The sequence below is a fragment of the Stenotrophomonas sp. KH_029 genome (assembly GCF_057839765.1).
This window is the reverse complement of the sequence record NZ_CM174498.1, coordinates 4209015-4232521: the sequence shown is the minus strand read 5'-3', so window position 1 is coordinate 4232521 and position 23507 is coordinate 4209015. Positions and strand designations below refer to the sequence as shown.

8 protein-coding genes are annotated in these 23507 nt (G+C 69.1%); all 8 read left to right on the top strand.

Going from position 1 to position 23507, the window contains the following annotated elements:
* Window positions 1-53 precede the first annotated feature (53 nt).
* Complete coding sequence (gene glyQ / locus AC3ITM_RS18890) at window positions 54-965, top strand: glycine--tRNA ligase subunit alpha (protein ID WP_489267279.1); 912 nt, start codon at window positions 54-56, stop codon at window positions 963-965.
* On the top strand, window positions 962-3136 hold the full coding sequence (gene glyS / locus AC3ITM_RS18885; RefSeq protein ID WP_489267277.1) for a glycine--tRNA ligase subunit beta: 2175 nt from the start codon (window positions 962-964) through the stop codon (window positions 3134-3136). Before glyQ ends, glyS begins: the two co-directional genes overlap by 4 nt.
* Window positions 3137-3296: 160 nt before the next feature.
* On the top strand, window positions 3297-5102 hold the full coding sequence (locus AC3ITM_RS18880) for an autotransporter assembly complex protein TamA (protein WP_489267275.1): 1806 nt from the start codon (window positions 3297-3299) through the stop codon (window positions 5100-5102).
* Window positions 5099-8932, top strand: coding sequence for a translocation/assembly module TamB domain-containing protein (locus tag AC3ITM_RS18875; protein WP_489267273.1), 3834 nt, complete (start codon window positions 5099-5101; stop codon window positions 8930-8932). Before AC3ITM_RS18880 ends, AC3ITM_RS18875 begins: the two co-directional genes overlap by 4 nt.
* A gap of 108 nt (window positions 8933-9040) precedes the next feature.
* Entirely contained in the window at window positions 9041-11188 is a 2148-nt protein-coding gene (locus AC3ITM_RS18870) for a S46 family peptidase (protein WP_489267271.1), read from the top strand.
* A 127-nt stretch (window positions 11189-11315) separates the two neighbouring features.
* Window positions 11316-12074, top strand: coding sequence for a response regulator transcription factor (locus tag AC3ITM_RS18865; RefSeq protein ID WP_489267269.1), 759 nt, complete (start codon window positions 11316-11318; stop codon window positions 12072-12074).
* Between the two features lie 288 nt (window positions 12075-12362).
* Entirely contained in the window at window positions 12363-20147 is a 7785-nt protein-coding gene (locus tag AC3ITM_RS18860) for an SdrD B-like domain-containing protein (RefSeq protein WP_489267267.1), read from the top strand.
* A complete protein-coding gene (locus tag AC3ITM_RS18855; protein ID WP_489267265.1) occupies window positions 20144-23500 on the top strand; it encodes a hypothetical protein in 3357 nt (1118 codons plus the stop codon). Before AC3ITM_RS18860 ends, AC3ITM_RS18855 begins: the two co-directional genes overlap by 4 nt.
* Window positions 23501-23507 lie beyond the last annotated feature (7 nt).

Genomic DNA, 23507 nt, shown 5'->3' with positions numbered 1-23507 from the left:
ACGCAGTCGCTGGCTATACTAGCGCACCCCTTCTGCAGGCAAGAATCCGCCGCATGTCCGTCACGAAGAACGTTCCGATCACTTTCCAGGGCCTGATCCAGACCCTCAACCAGTATTGGGCGCAGCAGGGCTGCGTGCTGATCCAGCCGCTGGACCTGGAGGTGGGCGCAGGTACCTTCCACCCGGCCACGTTCCTGCGCTCGATCGGCCCGGAAAGCTGGAATGCCGCGTACGTGCAGCCCTCGCGCCGTCCCACCGACGGCCGCTACGGCGAGAACCCCAACCGCCTGCAGCGGTACTACCAGTACCAGGTGGCGATGAAGCCCAGCCCGGACAACATCCAGCAGCTGTACCTGGATTCGCTCAAGGCGCTGGGCATCGACCCGCTGGTGCACGACCTGCGCTTTGTCGAGGACAACTGGGAATCGCCGACCCTGGGCGCCTGGGGGCTGGGCTGGGAAGTGTGGTTGAACGGGATGGAAGTCACCCAGTTCACCTATTTCCAGCAGGCCGGCGGCCTGGAGTGCAAACCGGTGCTGGGCGAGATCACCTACGGGCTGGAGCGCCTGTGCATGTACCTGCAGAACTGCGACAACGTCTACGACCTGGTCTGGACCTACGGGCCGGACGGCACGCCGGTCACCTACGGCGATGTGTACCTGCAGAACGAGATCGAGCAGAGCACCTACAACTTCGAATACGCCGACGTGGATGAAATGTTCCATCGCTTCGACGCCTGCGAGAAGGAAGCGCAGAAGCTGGTCGATGTCGGCCTGCCGCTGCCGGCCTACGAGCAGGTGTGCAAGGCCAGCCATGCCTTCAACCTGCTCGATGCGCGCCGCGCGATCAGCGTGACCGAGCGCCAGCGCTACATCCTGCGCGTGCGCGCGCTGGCCCAGGCGGTGGCAAAGCTGTACGAGGCCAAGCGCCTCGAAGCGGTCGCCGCCAGGGAGGTGCAGGCATGAGCACGATGCTGCCGCTGCTGATTGAACTGGGTACCGAAGAGCTGCCGGTCAAGGCGCTGCCGGGCCTGGCCCAGGCGTTCTTCGATGGCATCGTCGACGGCCTGGCCAAGCGTGGCGTGGCCATCGACCGTGGCGATGCCAAGCCGCTGTCGACCCCGCGCCGGCTGGCGGTGCTGCTGCCCGGCGTGGCGGTGGAACAACCCCAACAGCACAGCGAAGTGCTGGGCCCGTACCTGAACATCGCGCTCGATGCCGACGGCCAGCCGACCAAGGCGCTGCAGGGTTTCGCGGCCAAGGCCGGGATCGACTGGAGCGCGCTGGAGCGCACCAGCGATGCCAAGGGCGAGCGGTTCGTGCACCGTTCCACCACCCCGGGCGCGCGTACCGCCAGCCTGCTGCCGGAGATCCTGCGCGAGGCGATCGCGGCCATGCCGATCCCCAAGCCGATGCGCTGGGGCAACCATGCCTACGGCTTCGCCCGCCCGGTGCACTGGCTGGTGCTGCTGCATGGACAGGACATCATCGAGGCCGAGCTGCTGGGCCTGAAGGCCGACCGCATGAGCCGCGGCCATCGCTTCATGCACGACAAGACCGTGTGGCTGTCCCGCCCGGAGGATTACGTCAGCTCGCTGCAGGCCGCGTTCGTGCTGGTCGACGCCGACGCGCGCCGTGCGCGCATTGTCGAGCAGGTCAACGCCGAAGCGGCCAGGGCCGGCGGCCAGGCGCGGATCACCGAGGACAACCTGGAACAGGTGGTCAACCTGGTGGAATGGCCGGCACCGGTGCTGTGCAGTTTCGAACGCGAATTCCTGGCGGTGCCGCAGGAAGCGTTGATCGAGACCATGGAAGTCAACCAGAAGTTCTTCCCGGTGCTCGATGCCGGCGGCAAGCTGACCGAGAAATTCATCGGCATCGCCAACATCGAGTCCAGGGACGTGGCCGAAGTGGCCAAGGGCTACGAGCGGGTGATCCGCCCGCGCTTCTCCGATGCCAAATTCTTCTTCGACGAGGACCTCAAGCAGGGCCTGGAGGCGATGGGCGACGGCCTGAAGACGGTGACCTACCAGGCCAAGCTGGGCAGCGTGGCCGACAAGGTGGCGCGCGTGGTGGCGCTGGCCGAGGCGATCGCGCCGCAGGTGGGCGCCGATCCGGTGCTGGCCAGGCGCGCCGCGCTGCTGGCCAAGAACGATCTGCAGTCGCGCATGGTCAACGAGTTCCCGGAGCTGCAGGGCATCGCCGGCCGCCATTACGCGCTGACCGGCGGCGAATCGCCGGAGGTGGCGCTGGCCATCGACGAGGCCTACCAGCCGCGCTTCGCCGGCGATGACATCGCCTTGTCGCCGCTGGGCAAGGTGCTGGCGATCGCCGAGCGCCTTGACACGCTGGCCGGCGGTTTCGCCGCGGGCCTGAAGCCGACCGGCAACAAGGATCCGTTCGCGCTGCGCCGCAATGCGCTGGGGTTGGCGCGAACGGTGATCGAGAGCGGGTTCGATCTGGACCTCCACGAGTTGATCCTCAAGGCCTGCGAGGGTGTGCTCGGTTCAATTTCGACCGTAACGATTGACAAGCAGATCAAAGCATCAAAGGTGGCTAAGGACGCCGGCATTTCTGCGCAGGATGGAATCTGGGGAGATATGCGTTCCATTGACGAGACTAGCTATTCGGAAATCTACCCCTTCATCCTCGACCGCCTGCGCGGCTACTACGCCGACAAGGGCGTGCCGGCCACGCATTTCAACGCCGTGGCCGAACTGAAGCCGGCCTCGCTGTACGACTTCGACCGCCGCATCGATGCGATCGGCATCTTCGCCGCGTTGCCCGAAGCCGAAGCGCTGGCCGCAGCCAACAAGCGCATCCGCAACATCCTGCGCAAGGCCGAGGGCGACATTCCCAACGGGGTCGATCCGGCGCTGCTGGCCGAACCGGCCGAGAGCGCGCTGGCCGAGGCGGTGGAAGCGGCCATCGACGACAGCAACGCCAGCCTGCACCAGAAGGACTACGTCAGCGTGCTGAACCGGCTGGCCCGGCTGCGCCCGCAGGTGGATGCGTTCTTCGATGCGGTGATGGTCAATGCCGAGGACCCGGCGCTGCGGGCCAACCGCCTGGCCCTGCTCAAGCGCCTGGGCGAGCGCCTGGGCAGCGTGGCGGCGATCGAGCACCTGTCCAGCTGACCTGTCCCGATGGCGGCCATGACCGGCCGCCATCGGGCGTGTTGCCGGGCCACGGGAATGAACCCTGCGGCCCGAAAACGTCGATACCGACGCAGTGGCGGATTTTTACAGTGACTTAACCGGCGTTCTGAAACACCCCCGCCGATTTCGCATGGTCACGATGGCCCGTTATGCTGTGGCCATGCAGCCAAAGAATTACGCCCTTCCCCTGATGTTCCTGTCGCTGGCCACCGTCTCGGTGGCACACGCCCGCGGAACCATCGACAAGGTGGAAATCAAAGGACTGGACAAGGGCGACGACGCCGAGATGATCGAGAACATCGAGGTCTCGCTGTCGCTCTACGACACCATCGGCAAGCCCCAGGGCGAGTCGCGGCTGGAGTACCTGTTGTCCCAGGCCGAACGCCAGACCCGCCAGGCGCTGGAGCCGTTCGGCTATTACAACCCGGTGATCAAGGTCGACAGCCCGCGCGAGGGCGAGAACCTGCGGGTGGTGATCCAGGTCGACAAGGGCCCGGCCACCGTGGTGCGCCGCGAGCATATCGACATCACCGGCCCGGCCCAGCTGGACCAGTACCTGCAGGAAGACCTGGAGAAGTTCAAGCCGCGCAAGGGCCAGCGTTTCGAGCATACCCAGTACGAGGCCAGCAAGATCACCGTGACCCGGCGCCTGGCCGAACGCGGCTACTTCGATGCCGACTACACCCAGCGCCAGGTGCAGATCACCCGCGCCGACAACGCCGCCGACATCGACCTGACCTGGGACAGCGGCCGCCGCTACAACATGGGCGACATCCGTTTCCACGAGGATTACTTCGTCGACACGCTGTTCGACCCGCTGGTGTACTGGGACAAGGGCAGCTATTTCCACGAAGGCAAGCTGGACCGGCTGCGCGAGTCGCTGACCAAGCTGGATTACTTCAGCGTGATCGACATCCAGCCGCGCCCGGACCAGGCCGACGCCGACGGCAATGTGCCGGTGGACGTCAACCTGACCCGCGCCAAGCGCACCATCTACACCGCCGGCCTGAGCTACGGCAGCGAAAGCGGCGCCGGTGTGCGCGGCGGGCTGGAGCGGCGGTTCCTCAACAGCCGCGGCCACAAGATGAACACCCAGCTGGACTATGCGCAGAAGCGCAAGAGCCTGGTCACCAGCTACCGCATCCCGGCGTTCAACTGGCTGGACGGCTGGTATGCGCTCACCGCCAGCGCCTACGACGAGCAGACCGACTACATCGACCTGCGCAACTTCAAGCTTTCGGCCAGCCGCAGCGGCGAAATCAACGAATACTGGACCGCGATCGCCTCGATCAACGCGTTGCGTGAACGCTGGCGCTATGCCTCGGGCACCGAGTTCACCGACCCGGTGTACACCACCTCCACCCTGGTCTACCCGCAGCTGGTGGCCGACTACGTCAACGTCGACGACGAACTGTTCCCGCGCAAGGGCATCAGCGGCAGCGCCACCGTGCGCGGCGGGGTGGAAGGGGCCGGCTCGGACACCAGCTTCGTGCAGGCCAACATGGTGCTGCGCTGGTACATCCCGATCGGCGCTACCGACCGCCTGATCCTGCGCGGCGAGGGCGGCACCACCTGGACCAGCGACCTGGTGGCGATGCCGCCCAGCCTGCGCTTCTTCGCCGGTGGCGACCGCAGCATCCGCGGCTACGCCTACCGTGAAGTCGGCCCGCGCACGCCCGAGCCGGACAAATTCGCCCTGGGCGCCAAGAACCTGGTGATCGGTTCGGCCGAGTACGAGCATTACTTCAAGGGGGGGCCCTGGGGCGCGGCGGTGTTCGTGGACACCGGCAGTGCCTTCGACAACACCATCGACCTGCATACCGGCGTGGGCTTCGGCGTGCGCTGGAAATCGCCGGTGGGGCCGGTGCGGGTGGATATCGCCCATGGCCTGAACAACCCCGATTCGCAGTTCCAGCTGTACCTGAACATCGGAGCGGACCTGTGAGCACGCCCACGCCTGCCGCGCCGCCGCCGCGCGTGCGCTTCTACCGCAAGCGCCGCTTCTGGGCGTGGTCGGGGTTCACCGTGCTGGGCATGGTGCTGCTGGCGCTGCTGCTGCTGTACTGGCTGCTGCAGACCGTGGCCGGGCGCGATGTGCTGCTGGCCCAGGTGGTGGCGCGGCTGCCGGCCGGCGCCACGCTGACCTGGAGCAAGGTCGATGGCCCGGTCGCCGGGCCGTTGCTGCTGCACGACCTGGACTTCCGTTACGACGATATCCATTTCACCGCCGAACGCGCCTACCTGGACCCGGACATCCGTCCGCTGCTGGGCCGCAAGCTGCGGCTGGATGCGCTGCAGCTCAAGAACGCCTCGCTGAACCTGGCCAAGAGCGATGAACCGTTCGAGCTGCCGTCCTGGCCGGGCTCGCTGCCGCAGATCGAAATGCCGCTGGCGATCCAGGTCGACACCATCACCATCGACGGTTTCCGCATCACCCAGGCCGGCCAGCCGCTGATCGACATCGCCAAGGTGCGTGGCGGGGTGGAAATCGCCAATGGCGAGTTCCGCGCAAGCCAGCTCAGGGTGGACAGCAACTACGGCGATTTCCGCGTGGATGGCCGCTACCTGCCGCGCAGCGACTACGACACCGACATCACCGTCGGGGCGCTGATGCCGGCCCCGCGCGGGCGCACCCCGGCGCGGCTGGGGCTGGTGGCGCGTGGCGACCTGGGCCATATGGAAGTGGCGGTGGCCGGCAATGCGCCGGCGCCGCTGCAGGCCAGCCTGGTGTTCGACGGCCGCACCGATCCGGTGTGGAAAGCCAGCGCACGCAGCAGGGAACTGGACCTGGCGCTGCTGGTGCCGGGCATGGAGGCCAGTGCCGGCACGCCGATGGCGCTGGAGTTCCAGGCCGATGGCAAGGGCGGCCAGGCCAACCTGCAGGGCCGCTTCAAACAGGGCGACATCGCGGTGGAACTGGCCCCGTCCAAGCTCGGCCTGGCCGACCAGGTGCTGACCGTGGCGCCGCTGCAGGTCAAGGCCTTCGGTGGCCAGGCGCGGCTGCAGGGCAAGGCCGATTTCACCGACAGGGAGAACGCCAGCCTGCGTTTTTCCATCATCGCCAATGACCTGACCTTCGTGCCGGCGGCCGATACCACCACGCCCGGCGCCGCCGCGCCGGTGCCGGTGACCCTGAAGGAAGCCCGCCTGGGCCTGGCCGGCACGCTGAAGGCGTGGGCGGCGGTGGGCGAGGCCGCGGTGGAGCGCGAAAAGCAGACCGCCGACCTGCAGTTCGATGTGCGCGGCAACGACCAGAGCGCACAGATCCGGCAGCTGCAGGCCAGCACGCCGGGCGGCGCGCTGGATGTCACCGGCCAGGTGGCCTGGGCACCGCAGCTGGACTGGGACGTGGCGGCCAAGCTGGCCGGTTTCGATCCGGGCTATTTCGCCCCGGGCTGGGATGGCAAGCTGTCCGGTGCGCTGGCCTCCAAGGGCCGCCAGTTGCCGCCAGCGGCGGGCAGCCCGGCCGGTACCGCCGGCAGCTATGAGGCCACCGTCGACGTGCCCGGCATCAAGGGCACGCTGCGCAAGCGCGCGGTAGACGCACAGGGCCGGTTCGCGCTGCGCGGCCAACAGGGCGAGGGCAACGTGAAGCTGGCGGTGGGCAACAGCCGCCTGACCGCCAAGGGTTCGGTCGGCGACCGGCTCGATATCGAGGCCCAGCTCGAACCGGTGCAGCTGGACGACCTGCTGCCCGGCAGCAGTGGCAGCCTGCGCGGCCAGGTGCAGATCAAGGGCCCGCGCAACGCACCGGACATCAGCGCCGACCTGGCCGGCAGCGGCCTGCGCTGGAACGACTGGAGCGCCGAGGCGATCAGCATCAAGGGCCGCCTGCCCTGGCAGGGCGACAGCGGCGCGCTGGCGGTGCAGGGCAGCAAGGTGCAGGTGGGCATGCTGCTGGACACGCTCAACGTGGATGCGCGCGGCAGCGTCTCCAACCTGCGCCTGGATGCGCAGACCAAAAACGAACTGGGCGCGGTCGCGCTCAGCGGCGCGGTGCGCCAGCAGGGCCAGGCCTGGCGCGGCGAGCTGGGTGCGCTGCGGATCGCACCGGTCAAGGGCGATGCCTGGAGCCTGCGCGCACCGGCCGCCTTCAGCGTGCAGGGCAGCAATTTCACCCTCGGCGATGCCTGCCTGGGCGCGGCCACCGGCGGCGAACTGTGCGCCAGCGCGAACTGGCCGCGCGAGGGCTTGCTGGTGCGGGGCGATGCGCTGCCGCTGGCCCTGGTGCAGCCCTGGCTGCCGCCGCAGTCGGGCCGGCGCATGTACCTGCGCGGCGAGTTGACCCTGGATGGCCGCATCCGCCCGCGCGGCAACGCCTGGGAAGGCAGCGTCAAGATCGCCTCGCTGGAAGGCGGTATCCGCCTGGGCGACAACGCCCGCGGCGAACTGGTGCGTTACGACCAGTTCTCGGTGGACGTGCAGATGACCCAGTCGCAGATCAACGGCAAGCTCGGCGTCGGCTTCCAGGGCGACGGCTTCGTCGACGCTAAGGTGCAGACCGGCTGGGATGCCGGCGCGCCGCTCACCGGCGAGCTGTACATGAACATCGCGCGGCTGTACTGGCTGGAGCTGTTCTCGCCGGACATCGTGCGCCCGACCGGGCTGATCGAGGGCCACGTCAGCCTGCGCGGTACCCGCGGCACGCCGTCGCTGGGCGGCGAGGCCACCTTGAGCCGGTTCAAGGGCGAGTTCCCGGCCCTGGGCCTGAGCTTCGATGAAGGCAAGGGCAGCTTCACCGCGCAGCCGGACGGCTCGGCCAAGATCACCGCGCAGGCCAATTCCGGCAAGGGCACGCTGTATGTCGACGGCGGGCTGTCGTGGTTCGGCGATGCGCAGCCGTTGCAGTTGCATATCCATGGCGAAAACGTGCTGCTGGCCAATACCAGCGAACTGCGCGTGATCGCCAACCCCAACCTGGATTTCTCCCTGGCCGGCAAGACCATGCAGCTGCGCGGCAGCGTGCATGTGCCCGAGGCCGACCTGGACCTGGAGCGGCTGGACCGTGGTACCTCGGTGTCCGAAGACGTGGTGGTGCTCGATCCGGTCGACCCGGAAGAAACCCCGACCTCGCCGCTGGACATGGACCTGACCGTCAGCCTGGGCGACAAGGTCAAGATGAGCGGGTTCGGCCTGAAGGGCGCGCTGGGCGGCAAGATGCAGGTGTGGTCGCGGCCGGGTCGCGAGATGACCGCCAACGGCGGGCTGGAAGTCAGCGGCCGTTACAAGGCCTACGGCCAGGACCTGACCATCACCCGCGGCAACCTCAGCTGGAACTACAACGCGGTTTCCGACCCGCGCATCAACATCCGCGCCGAACGCAAGGTCGGCGATGTCACCGCCGGCATCGACGTCACCGGCCGTGCGCAGTCGCCGCGCGTGGATGTGTGGTCCAACCCGGCGATGTCGCAGTCCGAAGCCCTGGCCTACCTGGTGCTGGGGCGCAGCCTGACCGGCGCCAGCAGCGACCAGGCCCAGCAGGTCAACGCGGCCTCGGCGGCGTTGTCGGCCGGCAGCGGCCTGCTGGCCGCGCAGCTGGGCGCCAAGCTCGGCCTGGACGACGCCGGGGTGAGCCAGTCGCGCGCGCTGGGCGGTTCGGTGATCGGCGTGGGCAAGTACATCTCGCCCAAGCTGTATGTCGGCTATGGCGTGTCGCTGGTCGGCAGCGGTTCGGTGCTGACCCTGAAGTACCTGCTGAGCCGCGGCTTCGACGTGGAAGTGGAATCGAGCACGGTGGAAAACCGCGGTTCGATCAACTGGCGCCGGGAGAAATAACCCGGGTGGCCGCGTGGTGCGGCCACCCCGTCCCCCAACCATCGGCCGTTGCCCCTGCCGGGCGCAAAGGCTATGGTCCCGGGCTGTTCTGACGTACCGGATGTGCCCATGTCGCCACGCAAAGCCCTCCCCGCCGCCCTGGCCCTCGGCCTGACCCTCGCTGCCGGCGCCCACGCCGATGAAGGCATGTGGATGCCGACCCAGCTGCCGGAACTGGCCAAACCGCTCAAGGCCGCCGGCTTCAAGGGCGACCCGGCCGACCTGGCCAACGTCACCGCGCCGCCGTTGAGTGCGGTGGTGCGGGCTGGCGGCGGCACCGGTTCGTTCGTGTCGACCGATGGCCTGCTGCTGACCAACCACCATGTCGCGATGGGCGTGATCCAGTACAACAGTTCGCCCGAGCACAACCTGATCGACAATGGCTTCATCGCCCAGGACCGCAGCGACGAGCGCGCGGCCAACCCGGATTTCCGCGTGCTGGTCACCACCGGTTTCGACAAGGTCACCGATGAGGTGCTGCGCGACGCGCGCGGCAAGACCGGCCGTGCCTACTTCGAGGCGGTCGACCGCGCCAGCAAGCAGCTGGTGGCCGACTGCGAGAAGGAAGGCAACGTGCGCTGCAGCGTGGCCGACATGTACTACGGCACCGATTTCTACCGCATCCGCCAGCTGGAACTGAGCGATGTGCGGCTGGTCTACGCGCCGCCGCGCGCGATCGGCAACTACGGCGATGAGATCGACAATTTCATGTGGCCGCGCCACACCGGCGACTTCACCCTGCTGCGCGCCTACGTCGGCAAGGACGGCAAGCCGGCGCCGTACAGCGCGGACAACGTGCCCTACCAGCCGCCGGCGCACCTGAAGATGGCCATCGACGGGCCCAGGACCGGCGACTACGCGATGCTGGCCGGCTACCCGGGCATCACCTACCGGCACCGCACCGCGGCCGAATTCGCCGGCCAGATCGATGCGGTGCTGCCGCGCCGGGTGGCGGTGTTCCAGCAGATGATCGACACCATCGAGGCGGCCAGCGCCAGCGATGCGCAGGCGCGCACCCGCTACGCCGCGCAGCTGCAGTCGTTGAAGAACAACCGCAAGCGCGCCGCCGGCGAGCTCGAAGGCCTGCTGGGCAGCGATGCCAAGGCCCAACGCGCGGCCGACGAAGCGGCGATGCTCAAGGCCACCGACCGCCGCTACCAGGGCGACATCCAGGCCCTGTTCGGCTCGCTGTCGCAGGGCGCTGCGGTGGGCGAGCGCGACCTGCTGCTGGACCTGCTGTCGGCGCAGAGCCAGCTGCTGCGCTCGGCGCTCACCCTGGAGCGGCTGCGCATCGAATCGGCCAAGCCCGATGCCGAGCGCGACAGCGGCTACCAGCAGCGCGACCTGGCCTTGATCGAAGGTACCTTGAAGCAGGTCCAGCGCCGTTATTCGCCGGCGGTGGAAAAAGCCCTGCTGACCACCCTGCTGACCCGTTACCAGCAACTGCCCGACGCGCAGCGCGTGCCCGAGTTCGATGCCGCCTTCGGCCGCACCCCGGCCGCGCTGGCCAAGACCCTGGACACGCTGTACGCCGGCACGCAGCTGGGCGAGGAGGCCGAACGCCTGTCGCGTTTTGCCGCGGCAAAACAGGGCAAGGCGCTGGCGCGCGACCCGCTGGTCGACCTGGCCGGCCCGCTGGTGGCCGCGCAGCTGCGCCTGGACGACGAGCGCAAGACCCGCGAGGGCGAACAGCTGCGCCTGCGCCCGGCCTACATGCAGGCGCTGTTCGCCTGGCGCGGCAAACAGGGCCGCGCGGTATACCCCGATGCCAACCGCACCTTGCGCATCAGCTACGGCAAGGTGGAAGCGTTGTCGCCGCGCGATGCGGTGCATTTCGACCCGGTCACCACCGTGGCCGGGATCGTCGGGAAGAACACCAATGCCTACCCGTTCGATGCGCCCAAGCCGCTGTTGGCGGCGATCGCCAAGGGCGATTTCGGTTCCACCGCCGACCCGGTGCTGAACACCCAGACGGTCAACTTCCTGACCAACCTGGACACCACCGGCGGCAATTCCGGTTCGCCGGTGCTCAACGCCAAGGGCGAACTGATCGGGCTGAACTTCGACAGCAACTGGGAGTCGGTCAGCGCCAGCTGGTGGTTCGACCCGCGTTACAAGCGCGCCGTGCACGTGGACATGCGCTACCTGCGCTGGCTGCTGGCCAAGGTCTACCCGGCACCGGCGCTGCTGCAGGAAATGGGCGTTCCGGCTGAATGACCATCGCGGCCACGGCCCCTGGCCGTGGCCTGCCAGCGCGCGGCAGCGCGCCGGTGGATCGGCATTTGGTCCACCGGCAGGCTGCGGCTAGACTGCGCCCTGGCTCTGGGGGAGCGGGACAGACGTGGTGGCAACACAGAACGACGACCGCGGCGCAATGCCGGCGGCGGCAGGTGGGGAACTGCAGGGATTACGGGTCTGGGTGGTGGAAGACGACCCGGAGCTGCTTGCACTGGGGGTGGACGACCTGCGCTGGCGGGGGGCCGAGGTACTCGGCCTGGACAGCGCCGAAGCGTTGTATCGCGCGCTGGCGGTCGGCCAGTGCGACATCGTGGTGCTCGACGTCGGCCTGCCCGGCGAGGATGGCTACAGCGTGGCCCGGCACCTGCGCCGGATCGCCGATATCGGCATCGTGATGCTCACCGGCCGCGGCAGTACCCACGAGATGGCGCACGGCCTGTCGCTGGGGGCCGATGTGTACCTGGTCAAACCGCTGGATGGCAACCTGCTGGCCGCCGCCCTGGCCAGTCTGCGCCGGCGGCTGCGGCCGGCGCTGCCGATCGCCCACGCCGCGCCGGCACCGGTGGCGGCGCAGTGGCAACTGCAGGCCGATGGCTGGAACCTGTGCGCACCCAATGGCGCGGTGCTGGCCCTGACCAGCGCCGAGCGCGGCTTCCTGCGCGCATTGCTGGCCACGCCCAGCATCCCGGTCGAGCGCGAAGCGCTGATCGCCGCGGTCACCGACCAGCCCTGGGACTTCGACCCGCATCGGCTCGAGGTGCTGGTACACCGGTTGCGCGCGCGGGTACGCGGTGGCATCGGCCTGACCCTGCCGGTACGCGCGCTGCGCGGTGCCGGCTACCTGTGGGCCACGACCGCCGACTGAGCCGGCAGCGCCCTGCCGTGAGCGAGTGAGAGCCAGCGAGAGCGGCTGGCACTGCCTTTGTGTCGTCCGCTGCGCAGAATTCCCGCCGCCTCCGGCCATCCGGCCGAGGCCGCGCGTCCGTCGTCGATGGACGCCAGAACGCCGGGGAATGCGTGCCTGACCAATGGCCGTTGCCCCGGCCTTGTCGCCAGCAGGGGAACAGTCGTGCACAAGCAGCAGGTTCGGACGGATGCCGTCGCAGGCATCGCATCGTCGTGGGGTCGGTCGTGGCGCGCCTGCGCCTGGCTGTTGCTGGCCAACTGCCTGTTGGCGCCAGCGGCACTGGCCGCCAACCTCAGCGTGTCGCAGCTGTCGGACTCCACCAGCGGCTGGTTGCTTGGCGATGGCTCGGCATCGGGCAATGCCGGCAGCGATCCGGCACCGGTCGGTGCGATCGTGGTCTACGACGTCACCCTGTCCAACAGCGACAGCAGCGCGGCCAGCAGCGTCGCGGCGGTGTTCGACCTGCCGGCCGGCACCCGCAGCTACCAGCTGCCCAGCGACTGTACCGCCGAGACCGCCACCCGCATCGTCTGCCGCTATGCCAGCTTCCCCGGCAACGGCAGCCGCAGTTTCAAGCTGATGGTCGATACCCAGGGCGTGACCCCGGGCACCACCCAGGTAGCTGCGGCGATCGGCAGCCAGTCCGCGCTGCCGGCCACCACCACCCCGGTCACCAGCCTGGATAGCAGCGATGCGTTCTTCGCCGGCGACAGCAACCCGTCCAACAACCGGCTGGAACAGAACACCACCCTGACCGCGGCGGCCGACCTGGCCCTGACCAAGAGCGCCAGCCCGGCCACGGTGATCGCCGGCGGCGAAGTCACCTATACCCTGGCGGTGCGCAACCTGGGGCCGAGCACCTCGACCAACTTCCGCGTCATCGACACCCTGCCGGCCGGCTTCAGCGTGGTGCCGGGCAGCTTCAGCGGCAGCGGCTGGACGTTCAATGCCGGCACCACCACCGCCACCCACAGTGGCGCACTGACCAACGGCCAGACCGCCACCTTCAGTTTCCGCGCCAAGGCCAACGTGGCCAGCGGTTCGGTCACCAACGCCGCGCGCGTGGTCGCCGGCGGCACCCCGGACCCGCGCCCGGACAACGATGTGGACACCGCCGATACGCTGATCACCACCGGCGCCGATGTCACCGTGAGCATGGTCGCCACGCCGGCACCGGCGGCCACCGACGCCCCGGTGACCTTCACCCTGACCGCCGACAACCTCGGCCCGGAGCCGTCCAGCGGGGTCAGCGTCAGCGGCGTACTGCCGGCCGGCTTCAGCTTCACCGGCACGGCCAGCCTGCCCAACGGCTGGACCTGCAACAACGCCAGCGCCACCACCTTCACCTGCACCCGCAGCGGCGCGATGCCCAGCGGCGCCAAGGAAATCCTGCGCGTCCTGGCCACCGCACCGCCCACCCCGGGCAGCTTCCAGGCCACCGCGCAGATCCAGTCGGCCACCACCCCCGACCCGAACGACGCCAGCCACGGCACCAACAACAACATCGCCACCACCGCGCTGACCGTGCTCGCCGATGGTGCCGACCTGCGCCTGTCCAAGGCCAAGCGCGGCAGCAACAACAACACCGAGGTGGTGCCGGTCGGCACCACCGCCGCCAGCAACATGACCTCCACGCTGCGGCTGTGGAACAACGGGCCGGCGCGGATCACCGCCAATGCGCAGATCGTGGACGTGCTGGCCGACGGTGAGGAATTCATCGGGGTCAGCGGGCCGTTCACCTGTTCGGTGCTGCCGGTTGCCTACACCCCGGGCACCCGGCAGGTGGTGACCTGCGATTACGTGGGCACCTACCCGGTAGCGGTCGCCGCCGGCAGCAACGATGCCAATGCGTTCGCCACCCTGAGCATGACCACCCGCGCACGCGCGCCGGGCGTGCTGACCAACAACGCCTGCACCGGGGGCTCGACCCCGGCCGGCGGCCCGGCGTCGGCCGAGCCGACCACCGACAGCGGCATCAACCTGGACAAGATTTCCAGCAACGACTGCGCCGGCATCGGCATCCGCGCCACCGACGATGCGGCCAACCTGTCCATCACCAAGCTGGCCAGTACCCAGAGCGGTGGCGACAAGGTCGTCGGCGTCACCGAGACCTGGGCCGAGTACCTGCTGACCGTGCGCAACAGCGGTGCCGATACCGCCGGCGTGGTGGTCAACGACCCGCTGCCCGGATACCTGGACAACGACCGCACCAAGGTCGACGTGATCGCACCGGCCGGCTGGCCGGCCGGCCAGTGCCGGATCAATGCCGGCAGCCTGATCTGCGAATCGGGCACGGTGGTGCTGGCGCAGAATGCCAGCGCGGTGATCCGGCTGCGCCTGCACAACGCCGACAACAGCCCCGGGTTCCTGTTCGACAGCGTCGGCAAGACCGCCGGCAATGCCGCCAACAGTGCCTGCGCGGCCAACGGTACGGCACCGGGCAGCGGGCACTTCCACTGCAACCAGGCCGGCGTCGGCGTGGACGGCCGGATCAATGGTTCGGTCGGTGAGGCCGACTGGGCGGACAACTACGCCACCGACTGGCTGCGCGTGGACCGCGTGGCCAACATGCAGACCGAGCAGAAGGTGATCACCAGCGGCGACAACAGCGGCCGTGCCGGCGTGGTCGCCGACTACCGCATCCAGTACCGCAACCAGGGTCCGTCGGCGATCCCGCAGGTGGTCTTCACCGATACCTTCACCCTGCCAGCCGGCGACAGCGGCTTTGTGCTGGTCAGCGCCCGGCTGGCGTCCAACAACCAGGCCTGCGCGATCAGCGCGATGGAGCCGGGCATCACCGCCAGCAATACCGCCGGCGGCATCTCCTACCGCAACACCGACGCGGCCAACCCGCGCAGCCTGACCCTGAGCTGCCCGGCGGTGGCATTGGCCAATGGCGCGGTCAACACGGTCAACCTGAGCATCCGTCCCAACGTCAATGCCAGCAACACCGGGCGCGTGTTCGACAACGTCGCCGCCTTCAGCTTCCCCGGTGGTGCCACCGGCAGCGATGCCGACGGCGACTGGAACTACAACCTGGTGGCCACCGCCGCCGACGACACCAAGAGCGCGCGGCTGACCTTCGGCGAAGGCCGGGTCGACCTGCTGGTGCAGAAAAACGACCAGGGCTTCCCCGGTGGCGTGGATCCGCTCGGCTTCGATCCGCAGGACCCGAGCAGGAACTACCTCACCTACCGCGTGCAGGTGACCAACCAGGGCCCGTCGCTGGCCAGCGACACCCGCATCCGCGACAGCATGGTGCCGCCGGCCGGGCGCACGGTGACCTTCATCGGCGTCTCGGCGACGGCGACCGGCACCTTCAGCAGCGCCGGCTGCACCGTGGACAGCGGCACCAATCCGTTCACCGGCGATGGCAGCAGCGCGCTGGTGCTGAACTGCCTGATGCCCGGGGCCGGTTTCAGCGGCAGCGACGAACCGGGCACGGTTGCCGCCGGCGCCAACAGCGACCTGTTCCTGCGTTACCGCTACGACACCGCCCCCGGTGGCGGCGGCGACACCCTGCGCAATACCGCGCTGGTGCATTCGGCCGAAACCCGCCAGGGCAGCGACCTGACCGCAGGCGATGCCAACGGCGCCGACAACAGCACCACCGAAACCACCAGTGTGTTCATGCGTTCGGACGTGGCGGTGAGCAAGACCATGGTCAGCGTGCTGCCGCCGTCGGCGCCGAACGCGGCGCTGCCGGCCAGCGTGGCCGGCGTGACCGTGCAGCAACCGTTCTGGTATGTCATCACCGGCATCAACAATGGCCCGGGCCAGAGCCTGTCCAAGGACCGCAGCGCGGCCTCGCAGGCGCGTGGCACCGGCACCGTGGTGGTCGATACGCTGCCGGCCGGCGTGCAGGTCACCGGCGCGGTCACCTGGCAGAAGCAGGGCCCGGCCTACGCCGGCGCCACGCCCGACGGCACCGGTACCTGCGCCGTGCTCGACCGGGTGATCACCTGCGAGGTGGGCGATACCACCTACGCCAACGGCACGCCCGGCCAGGTCCGCATCCTGGTGCCGGCGATGTGGCCGCAGCTGCCGGCCGGCAGCACCGCACCGCGCGGTACCTCGAACAACCAGGCCTCGGTCACCACCGAACAGGTTGACGAGACGCCCACCAACAACACCGTCACCGTGCCGCTGGACGTGGTCAACCTGTCGCTGTCGGGCAAGGTCTTCGTCGACAGCGACCAGAGCCCCGGCAATGGCGGCATCCCGCAGCCGGGCGAAACCGGCATCGGCGGCGTGTCGATCCGCCTCAGTGGTACCGATGCCTACGGCCAGCCGGTCAACCGCACCGTCACCACCGATGCCAACGGCGATTACCGCTTCGACAACCTGGCCCCGTCCGATGCCAGCGGCTACACCGTGCTGGAAGTCCAGCCGAGCGGCTACGCCAACGGCCGCATCGACCCGCCGGCCAGCGGCAGTGCCGCGGCCAGCTTCGATCCCGGCAGCTACCGCGCCGGCAACCCGGACAGCCAGTACGTGGCCCTGCTCGGCGCCTCCGTGGCCGTGCCCGGCGGCACCATCGGCAGCGAAGGTGCGGTCGCGCTGCGCTACAACTTCCCCGAAGTGCGTCGCCCCAGCCTGTCCGGCCATGTGTATGTGGACCTGGACTTCAACAACGTGCGCACGCCTGGCTCCGACAGCGCGATCGTCGGCGCCACGGTTGAATTGCTGGACGCCGGCAGCGGCGCGGTGCTGTTCACCACCACCACCGACAGCAACGGCCAGTACCGCTTCAGCGACCTGGACCCGCACGTGCTGTACAGCGTGCGCGAACCGCTGCCCACCGGCCCGTATACCAACCGCCCCGGCGCGGTGACCGCCGGCACCATCGGTGGCGCCGCCTGTGCGGCCGGCGACTGCGTGGCCGGTACCGGCGTGGCGGCACCGGGCGGCCCGGATGCGGCCAGCACCGACCGCCTGTCGCGGATCGATCTGAGCGCCGGGCTGGATGCGGTGGACTTCAACTTCGGCGAAAACCCCAACGGCAGCTCGATCGCCGGCCGGGTCTGGCTGGACCTGGACAACGACGGCCTGATCGGCCCGACCGAAACCGGCCTGGGCGGGGTGGAGATCGTGCTCACCGGCACCGACCGCAACGGCCAGCCGGTGCGCCTGACCACCACCACCGCCGCCGACGGCACCTATGCCTTCGTCGGGTTGCTGCCGGGCACCTATGTGGTGACCGAACCGACCCAGCCGGCCGATACCCTCAACGGCACCACCGTGCCCGGCGACAAGGGCGGCACCGCCACCGGCGTGGAGGCCGTGCCCTCGGCGATCAGCGCGATCGTGCTGGGCGCCAACGAGCTGGCCAGCAGCTACAACTTCGGCGAAATCCCGATCGCCTCGATCAGCGGCCGGGTTTACTACGACAACAACGACAACGGCAGCATCGACGCCGACGAAACCGGCATCGCCGATGTGCAGGTGGTGCTGACCGGCACCGACCACGCCGGCCAGGCGGTCACCCTCACTACCCGCACCGATGCGCAGGGCCAGTACAGCTTCCCCAACCTGCGCCCGGGCAGCTACGTGGTCACCGAGCCGGACCAGCCGGCCTATACCACCAACGGCATCACCAGCCCGGGCACCGTCCAGGGCAGTGCCGTGGGCGTGGCCACCGACCGCAGCACGGTGCCTTCGGCGATCAGCCAGATCGTGCTCGGCACCGGCATGCAGTCCATCCACAACAACTTCGGCGAAGTGGCCGATACCCCCGACCTGGTGGTCAGCAAGCGCGCCACCACGGCGGTGTTCACGGTCAACCACCCGGCCGAATACCAGATCCAGGTGCGCAACATCGGCCCGCGCCAGACCCTGGCCGGCTATGACGTGCACGACCGCCTGCCGGCCGGCCTGACCCTGCTGGACACGCCGGCCGGCAACGGCTGGCAGTGCCAAGGCGCGGTGGGTGCAGACCGCTTCGTCTGCCGTGCCAGCACCGTGATCGGTGCCGGCGCGACCCTGCCCGATGCGATCACGGTCAAGGTGCTGGTGGGTGCCGGCGCGGCCAATGGCAGCACCGTGCACAATGCGGTGCTGGTCGAAGGCGGTGGCGAAGATGGCCCGCATGCGCCCAGCCCGACCGAACGCGCGGCCTTCGACGGCGATGTCACCACGCTGCCCGAGTGCGACCCGGCGATCACCCAGAACGCGTGCCGGGTGCCCAACCGCGTGCAGCTCAGCGCCTCGGTCGGCGGCACCGTGTGGTACGACGTGGGCAGCGATGATCAGCTGCTCGATGGCGGCGACCAGCGCCTGCCGGCATGGGTCGTCGAACTGATCGACCCGGCCACTGGCGACGTCGTGGCCAGCACGCCCACCGGTGCCGACGGCAGCTACCGTTTCAACGACGTGCTGCCGGGGGTGAAGTGGAACATCCGCTTCCGCGACCCGCGCTCGAACATCGTCTGGCCGCACCCGGTCACCCGCGAAACCATCGCCGGCGTCCAGGCCAGCTGTGACGCCGACGGGGCGATCGCGCGGGCCGGCAGCAGTGCCTGCCAGCGCAACGACAACGGCAGCAGCCTGCTGGAAGTGGTGCTGCAGCCGGGCCAGCATCTGCCGCAGCAGAGCCTGCCGGTGGATCCGTCCGGGGTGGTCTATGACGCGGTTTCGCGCGATCCAGTGCCCGGGTCGATCGTGACCCTGGCACCGGTCGGCGTCTGCGCCGGCTACGATCCGCGCACCGCCGTGCTCAACGCCGGCAGCGGCGGTTACCGCATCGAGGGCAATGCGATTTCGATGACGGTGGGCAGCGAGGGCTTCTACCAGTTCGCTTTCGGCGCCGCCGCGCCGCCGCGTTGCGAGTTCCAGCTCAGCGTGACCCCGCCGGGCGGCTACCAGTTCGTGTCCAGCCTGATTCCGCCGCAGACCGGCGCGCTGTCGCCGGTGGGCAGTGGCGGCGCCAACCATGCGGTGCAGCCCAACACCCGTGCACCGACCGGCGCGGTCGGTCCGGCCACGCAGTACTACCTGGGCCTGTTCGCCGGTTCGGCGACCGCTTCGATCGTGCACAACCACCTGCCGCTGGATACCGCGGTGGCTACCGGTCTGGCGATCAGCAAGAGCGGCGACCGCCAGACCGCCGAGATCGGCGACACCGTGCAGTACACCATCACCGTGCGCCAGACCGCCGGCAGTACGCTGCGCGCGCTCAACGTGATCGACCGGTTGCCGCGCGGCTTCACCTACATCGACGGCACCGCCCGCGCCGACGGCCGCGCGCTGGCCGACCCGCATGGCAGGCCGGGCCCGCTGCTGGGCTTCAGCCTGGGCCCGATCAGCGTCGGCGGCCAGATCGTGCTGACCTACCGCGTGCGGGTTGGCGTGGGCGCGCAGCAGGGCGATGGCATCAACCGTGCCCAGGCCTTCGGCTGCGGCTTCGACGGTGGCTGCATCAGCACCGCCAGCCTCACCCCGCTGCCCGGCGCGCTGCCGTCCAACCGCGCCGAATACCGCGTGCGGGTCACCGGTGGCGTGTTCACCGACCAGGCCTGCGTGCTTGGCAAGGTGTTCGTGGACTGCAACAACAACCACGTGCAGGACCGCGAGGAAGTGGGCATCCCCGGGGTGCGCCTGTACTTCTCCGACGGCACCTGGGTGATCAGCGACTCGGAAGGCAAGTACAGCTACTGCGGCCTGCCGCCGCAGAGCCACACGCTGAAGGTGGATGCCGGCACGCTGCCGCTGGGCGCGCGGCTGACCACCAGCAGCAACCGCAACCTTGGCGACGCCGACAGCCTGTTGCTGGATCTCAAGAACGGCGAATTGCACCGCGCCGATTTCATCGAAGGCAGTTGCGCCAACCCGGTGCTGGAGCAGGTCAAGGCCCGCCGCACCCAGGGCGAGGTGCGCGCGCCGGAAACCGAAGCCGGCCAGGCGCCGCTGCGCTTTGACAGCAAGCCCGCGCGGGCGCCGCAACAGGCGACCGACTCGGCCAACCAGAGACCGATCGTGCATCCCAGAGCCAACCCGCCTGCTGCAGGCGCCGCCAGCGAGGGCCAGCCATGAGCCGCGCCCTGCCGCTGTACCGCCTGCCCCGTCTGAGTCTGTTGGCCTGTGCGCTGGCCGCCGTGCCGGCGATGGCGCAGAGCGTGGGCAGCCCCGGTCGCTTCACCCCGGTGCTGGGCCAGGCCAGCAACCTGTACCCGCGCAGCGCCGCCAGTACCGAGACGGCGCCACGCGCGCTGGACAGCGCGCAGCCGGGCACGCTGGACCGGATCGTGGTCGAACTGGACCGCGATGGCGTGCCGGCCGATGGCCAGAGCGCGGTGCATGTGCGCGTGCAGCTGCTCGATGGCCAGGGCCGTGCGCTGCCCGGCAGCCACTTGGCCACCATCGAAAACAGCGGCGGACGCATCCGCCTGCCGGGCTCGCGTACCGACGAACTGGGCCCTGGCGCGCTGGATGCCGACAAGCTCACCCCCGGCGTGCAGCTGCAGGTGGTCGACGGCGTGGCCGAGTTCGACCTGCTCGCCCCGCACGACCCGCAGGACGTGCTGTTGCGGGTCACCGCCGGCGCTGAAACCGCGCAGGGCAGCATCGCCTTCCTGCCGGAAATGCGCGAACTGCTGGCCACCGGCCTGATCGAAGGGGTGGTCAACTTCGGCCGTCGCGGCAATGCCGGGCTGATCTCGCCGGTGGAGCACAACGACGCCTTCGACCGCGACATCCGCCGCTGGGAACGCCAGTTCAACAGCGGCAAGGCCAACGCCGCCGCGCGCACCGCGTTCTTCGTCAAGGGCCGGATCAAGGGCGAGTACCTGCTGACCGCCGCCTACGATTCGGACAAGGACACCCGTGGCCGGCTGCTGCGCGACATCCAGCCGGAGGAGTTCTATCCGGTCTACGGCGATTCGTCGCTGCGCGGCTTCGATGCGCGCTCGGCCGAGCGCCTGTACGTGCGCATCGACAACCAGCGCAGCTACCTGCTGTATGGCGATTTCCAGACCGGCGACGGCCTGGCCACCGCCACCGGCATCGGTGGCAGTGGCGCCCTGCCGCAGCGCAGCCTGGGCAGCTACAACCGCACCGCCACCGGGCTGGGCTGGCATTTCGAGAACGAGCGGGTACGCAGCAATGTGTTCGCCATCCAGGATTCGCTGCGCCAGGTGATCGAGGAGTTCCGCAGCCAGGGCAGCGGCCCGTACGCGCTGCGCAACAACGCGGTGCTGGAAGGCAGCGAGCGGGTCGAGGTGGTGGTGCGCGACCGCAACCAGCCGACCCGGATCGTCTCGGTGCGCGCACTGGCGCGGCTGGTCGACTACAGCTTCGAGCCGTTCTCCGGGCGCATCCTGCTCAACCAGTTCCTGCCGGCCTTCGACAGCGACCTCAACATGGTATCGCTGCGCATCACCTACGAACTGGACCAGGACACCGAAAAGTTCTGGGTGGTCGGTGCCGATGCGCAGGTCAAGTTGACCGATCGGTTTGAAGTCGGCGCGGCCGCGGTCGAAGACCGCAACCCCTATGCCGAATTCAAGATGGGCAGCGCCAATGCCAGCTATCGCTTCGGCGACAACACGCTGCTGGTGGCCGAGTTCGCCCGGACCCGCAGCGAGGTCAACACCAACACCATCAACCAGGTCACCTCGCAGGGCCTGAAGGATGTCAGCGGTGAAGTGGAAGGCGACGCCTGGCGGCTGGAATTCGCCCACGACGGCGCCAGGCTCGACGCGCGCCTGTTCGCCGCGCGCACCGACCCGGCCTTCAACAACCCGGCCGCGCCGCTGTATGGCGGCCGTGGCGAGTACAACGCGCGGCTGGGCTGGCGGGTTGGCCCGCGCCTGGAGCTGTATGTCGAAGGCCTGCGCAGCGAAGACCGCAATCCCGACGGCGGCAAGCGCGATGCCGGCGGCGCCGGTGTACGGGTCAACGCCAGCGAGCGGTTGACCGTGGACCTGGGCGTGCGCAGCATCCGCGAGACCATCGGGGTGACCTCGCCGTGGTCGTCGGGGGCACCGTTCGGCAACGCCGGCGGGCTTACCGGCGGCTTCGCCAGTGGCAGTGGCGGCGGCGCGCTGGGCTACGGCCAGCAGGCCCTGGACCCGCTGACCGGGCTGATGGTGATCAACGGCAGCAGCAGTGGCAGCCCGCTCACCAGCGACCTGCCGGTGGGCACCGAACTGGAATCGGACAGCGCCCGGATCGGCCTGGGTTACCGCCTCAGCGACCGGCTCAGCGCCGGTGCCGAAGTGGAGCGCAGCGTCAGCGGCGAAGACCGCAAGCGCCTGGCTGCCGGCCTGGATTACCAGGTGTTCGAGCGCAGCCGGGTGTATGGGCGTTACGAAAAGCAGACCGGCCTGACCAGCGCCTACGGCATCACCACCACCGACCGCGAAGCCGATGCGCTGGTGTTCGGTGTCGACAGCACCTACCTGCGCGATACCCAGACCTTCAGCGAATACCGGCTGCGCGATTCGATCAGCGGCCGCGACGTGCAGGCCGCCTCGGGCATCCGCAACACCTGGGACATCGCCGAAGGCCTGCGCCTGGGCAGTTCGGCCGAGCACGTCAAGGTGATCGACGGCAGCGCCGGCGACAGCACCGGCCTGGCGCTGGCGCTGGACTACAGCGCCAACCCGCTGTGGCGCGGCGCGGTCCGGGTCGAACACCGGATCTCGGACGACGTGCCCGATACCGACAGCAACGAGGCGTTCAACACCACCCTGGTGCAGGCCATGCTGGCCCGCAAGCTCAGCCGCGACTGGACCCTGCTGGCCCGCAACTACCTGCTCAGCACCCGCTACGACGCACGCGGGGACGTGCTGCAGGACCGCTTCCAGCTGGGCGTGGCCTACCGCGATACCGACCGCAACCGGGTCAACGCGCTGGCCCGCTATGAGTACAAGCTGGAACGCGACGAAAGCGGGCTGACCCTGTCCGACGGCCGGCCCGTGGACGGCAGCAGCCAGGACGTGCGCACGCGTGCGCACATCGTGTCGACCCACGCCGACTGGCATCCATCGCGGCCGTGGTGGCTGACCGGGCGCATCGCCGGCAAGTGGCAGCAGGACCAGTTCGCCTACGGCGACGGGACCCGGGTCAACAGCCGCTTCCATGCCGTGCTGTTGTCCGGCCGGGTGGTGTATGACATCACCGAAAACTGGGATATCGGCGTGCTCGGTTCCACCTTCCGTGGCCAGTCCAGGGCCAACCAGTACGCCTGGGGCGTGGAAGTAGGTCGGTTGCTGCGCCAGAACCTGTGGTTGTCGGCCGGCTACAACTGGACCGGCTTCAGTGGCGACCGCGACCTCAATGGCTACGAATACACCCAGCAGGGCGTGTTCCTGCGCCTGCGCTTCAAGTTCGACGAAGACCTTTTCCGGCCGGACCCCGTCCGCTACCGCGACCCGGCACGCTGAGGATGCC

Coding starts and splice junctions, on each gene's coding strand:
- glyQ (WP_489267279.1), top strand. CDS start 54: ATGTCCGTCACGAAGAACGTTCCGATCACTTTCCAGGGCCTGATCCAG.
- glyS (WP_489267277.1), top strand. CDS start 962: ATGAGCACGATGCTGCCGCTGCTGATTGAACTGGGTACCGAAGAGCTG.
- AC3ITM_RS18880 (WP_489267275.1), top strand. CDS start 3,297: ATGGCCCGTTATGCTGTGGCCATGCAGCCAAAGAATTACGCCCTTCCC.
- AC3ITM_RS18870 (WP_489267271.1), top strand. CDS start 9,041: ATGTCGCCACGCAAAGCCCTCCCCGCCGCCCTGGCCCTCGGCCTGACC.
- AC3ITM_RS18855 (WP_489267265.1), top strand. CDS start 20,144: ATGAGCCGCGCCCTGCCGCTGTACCGCCTGCCCCGTCTGAGTCTGTTG.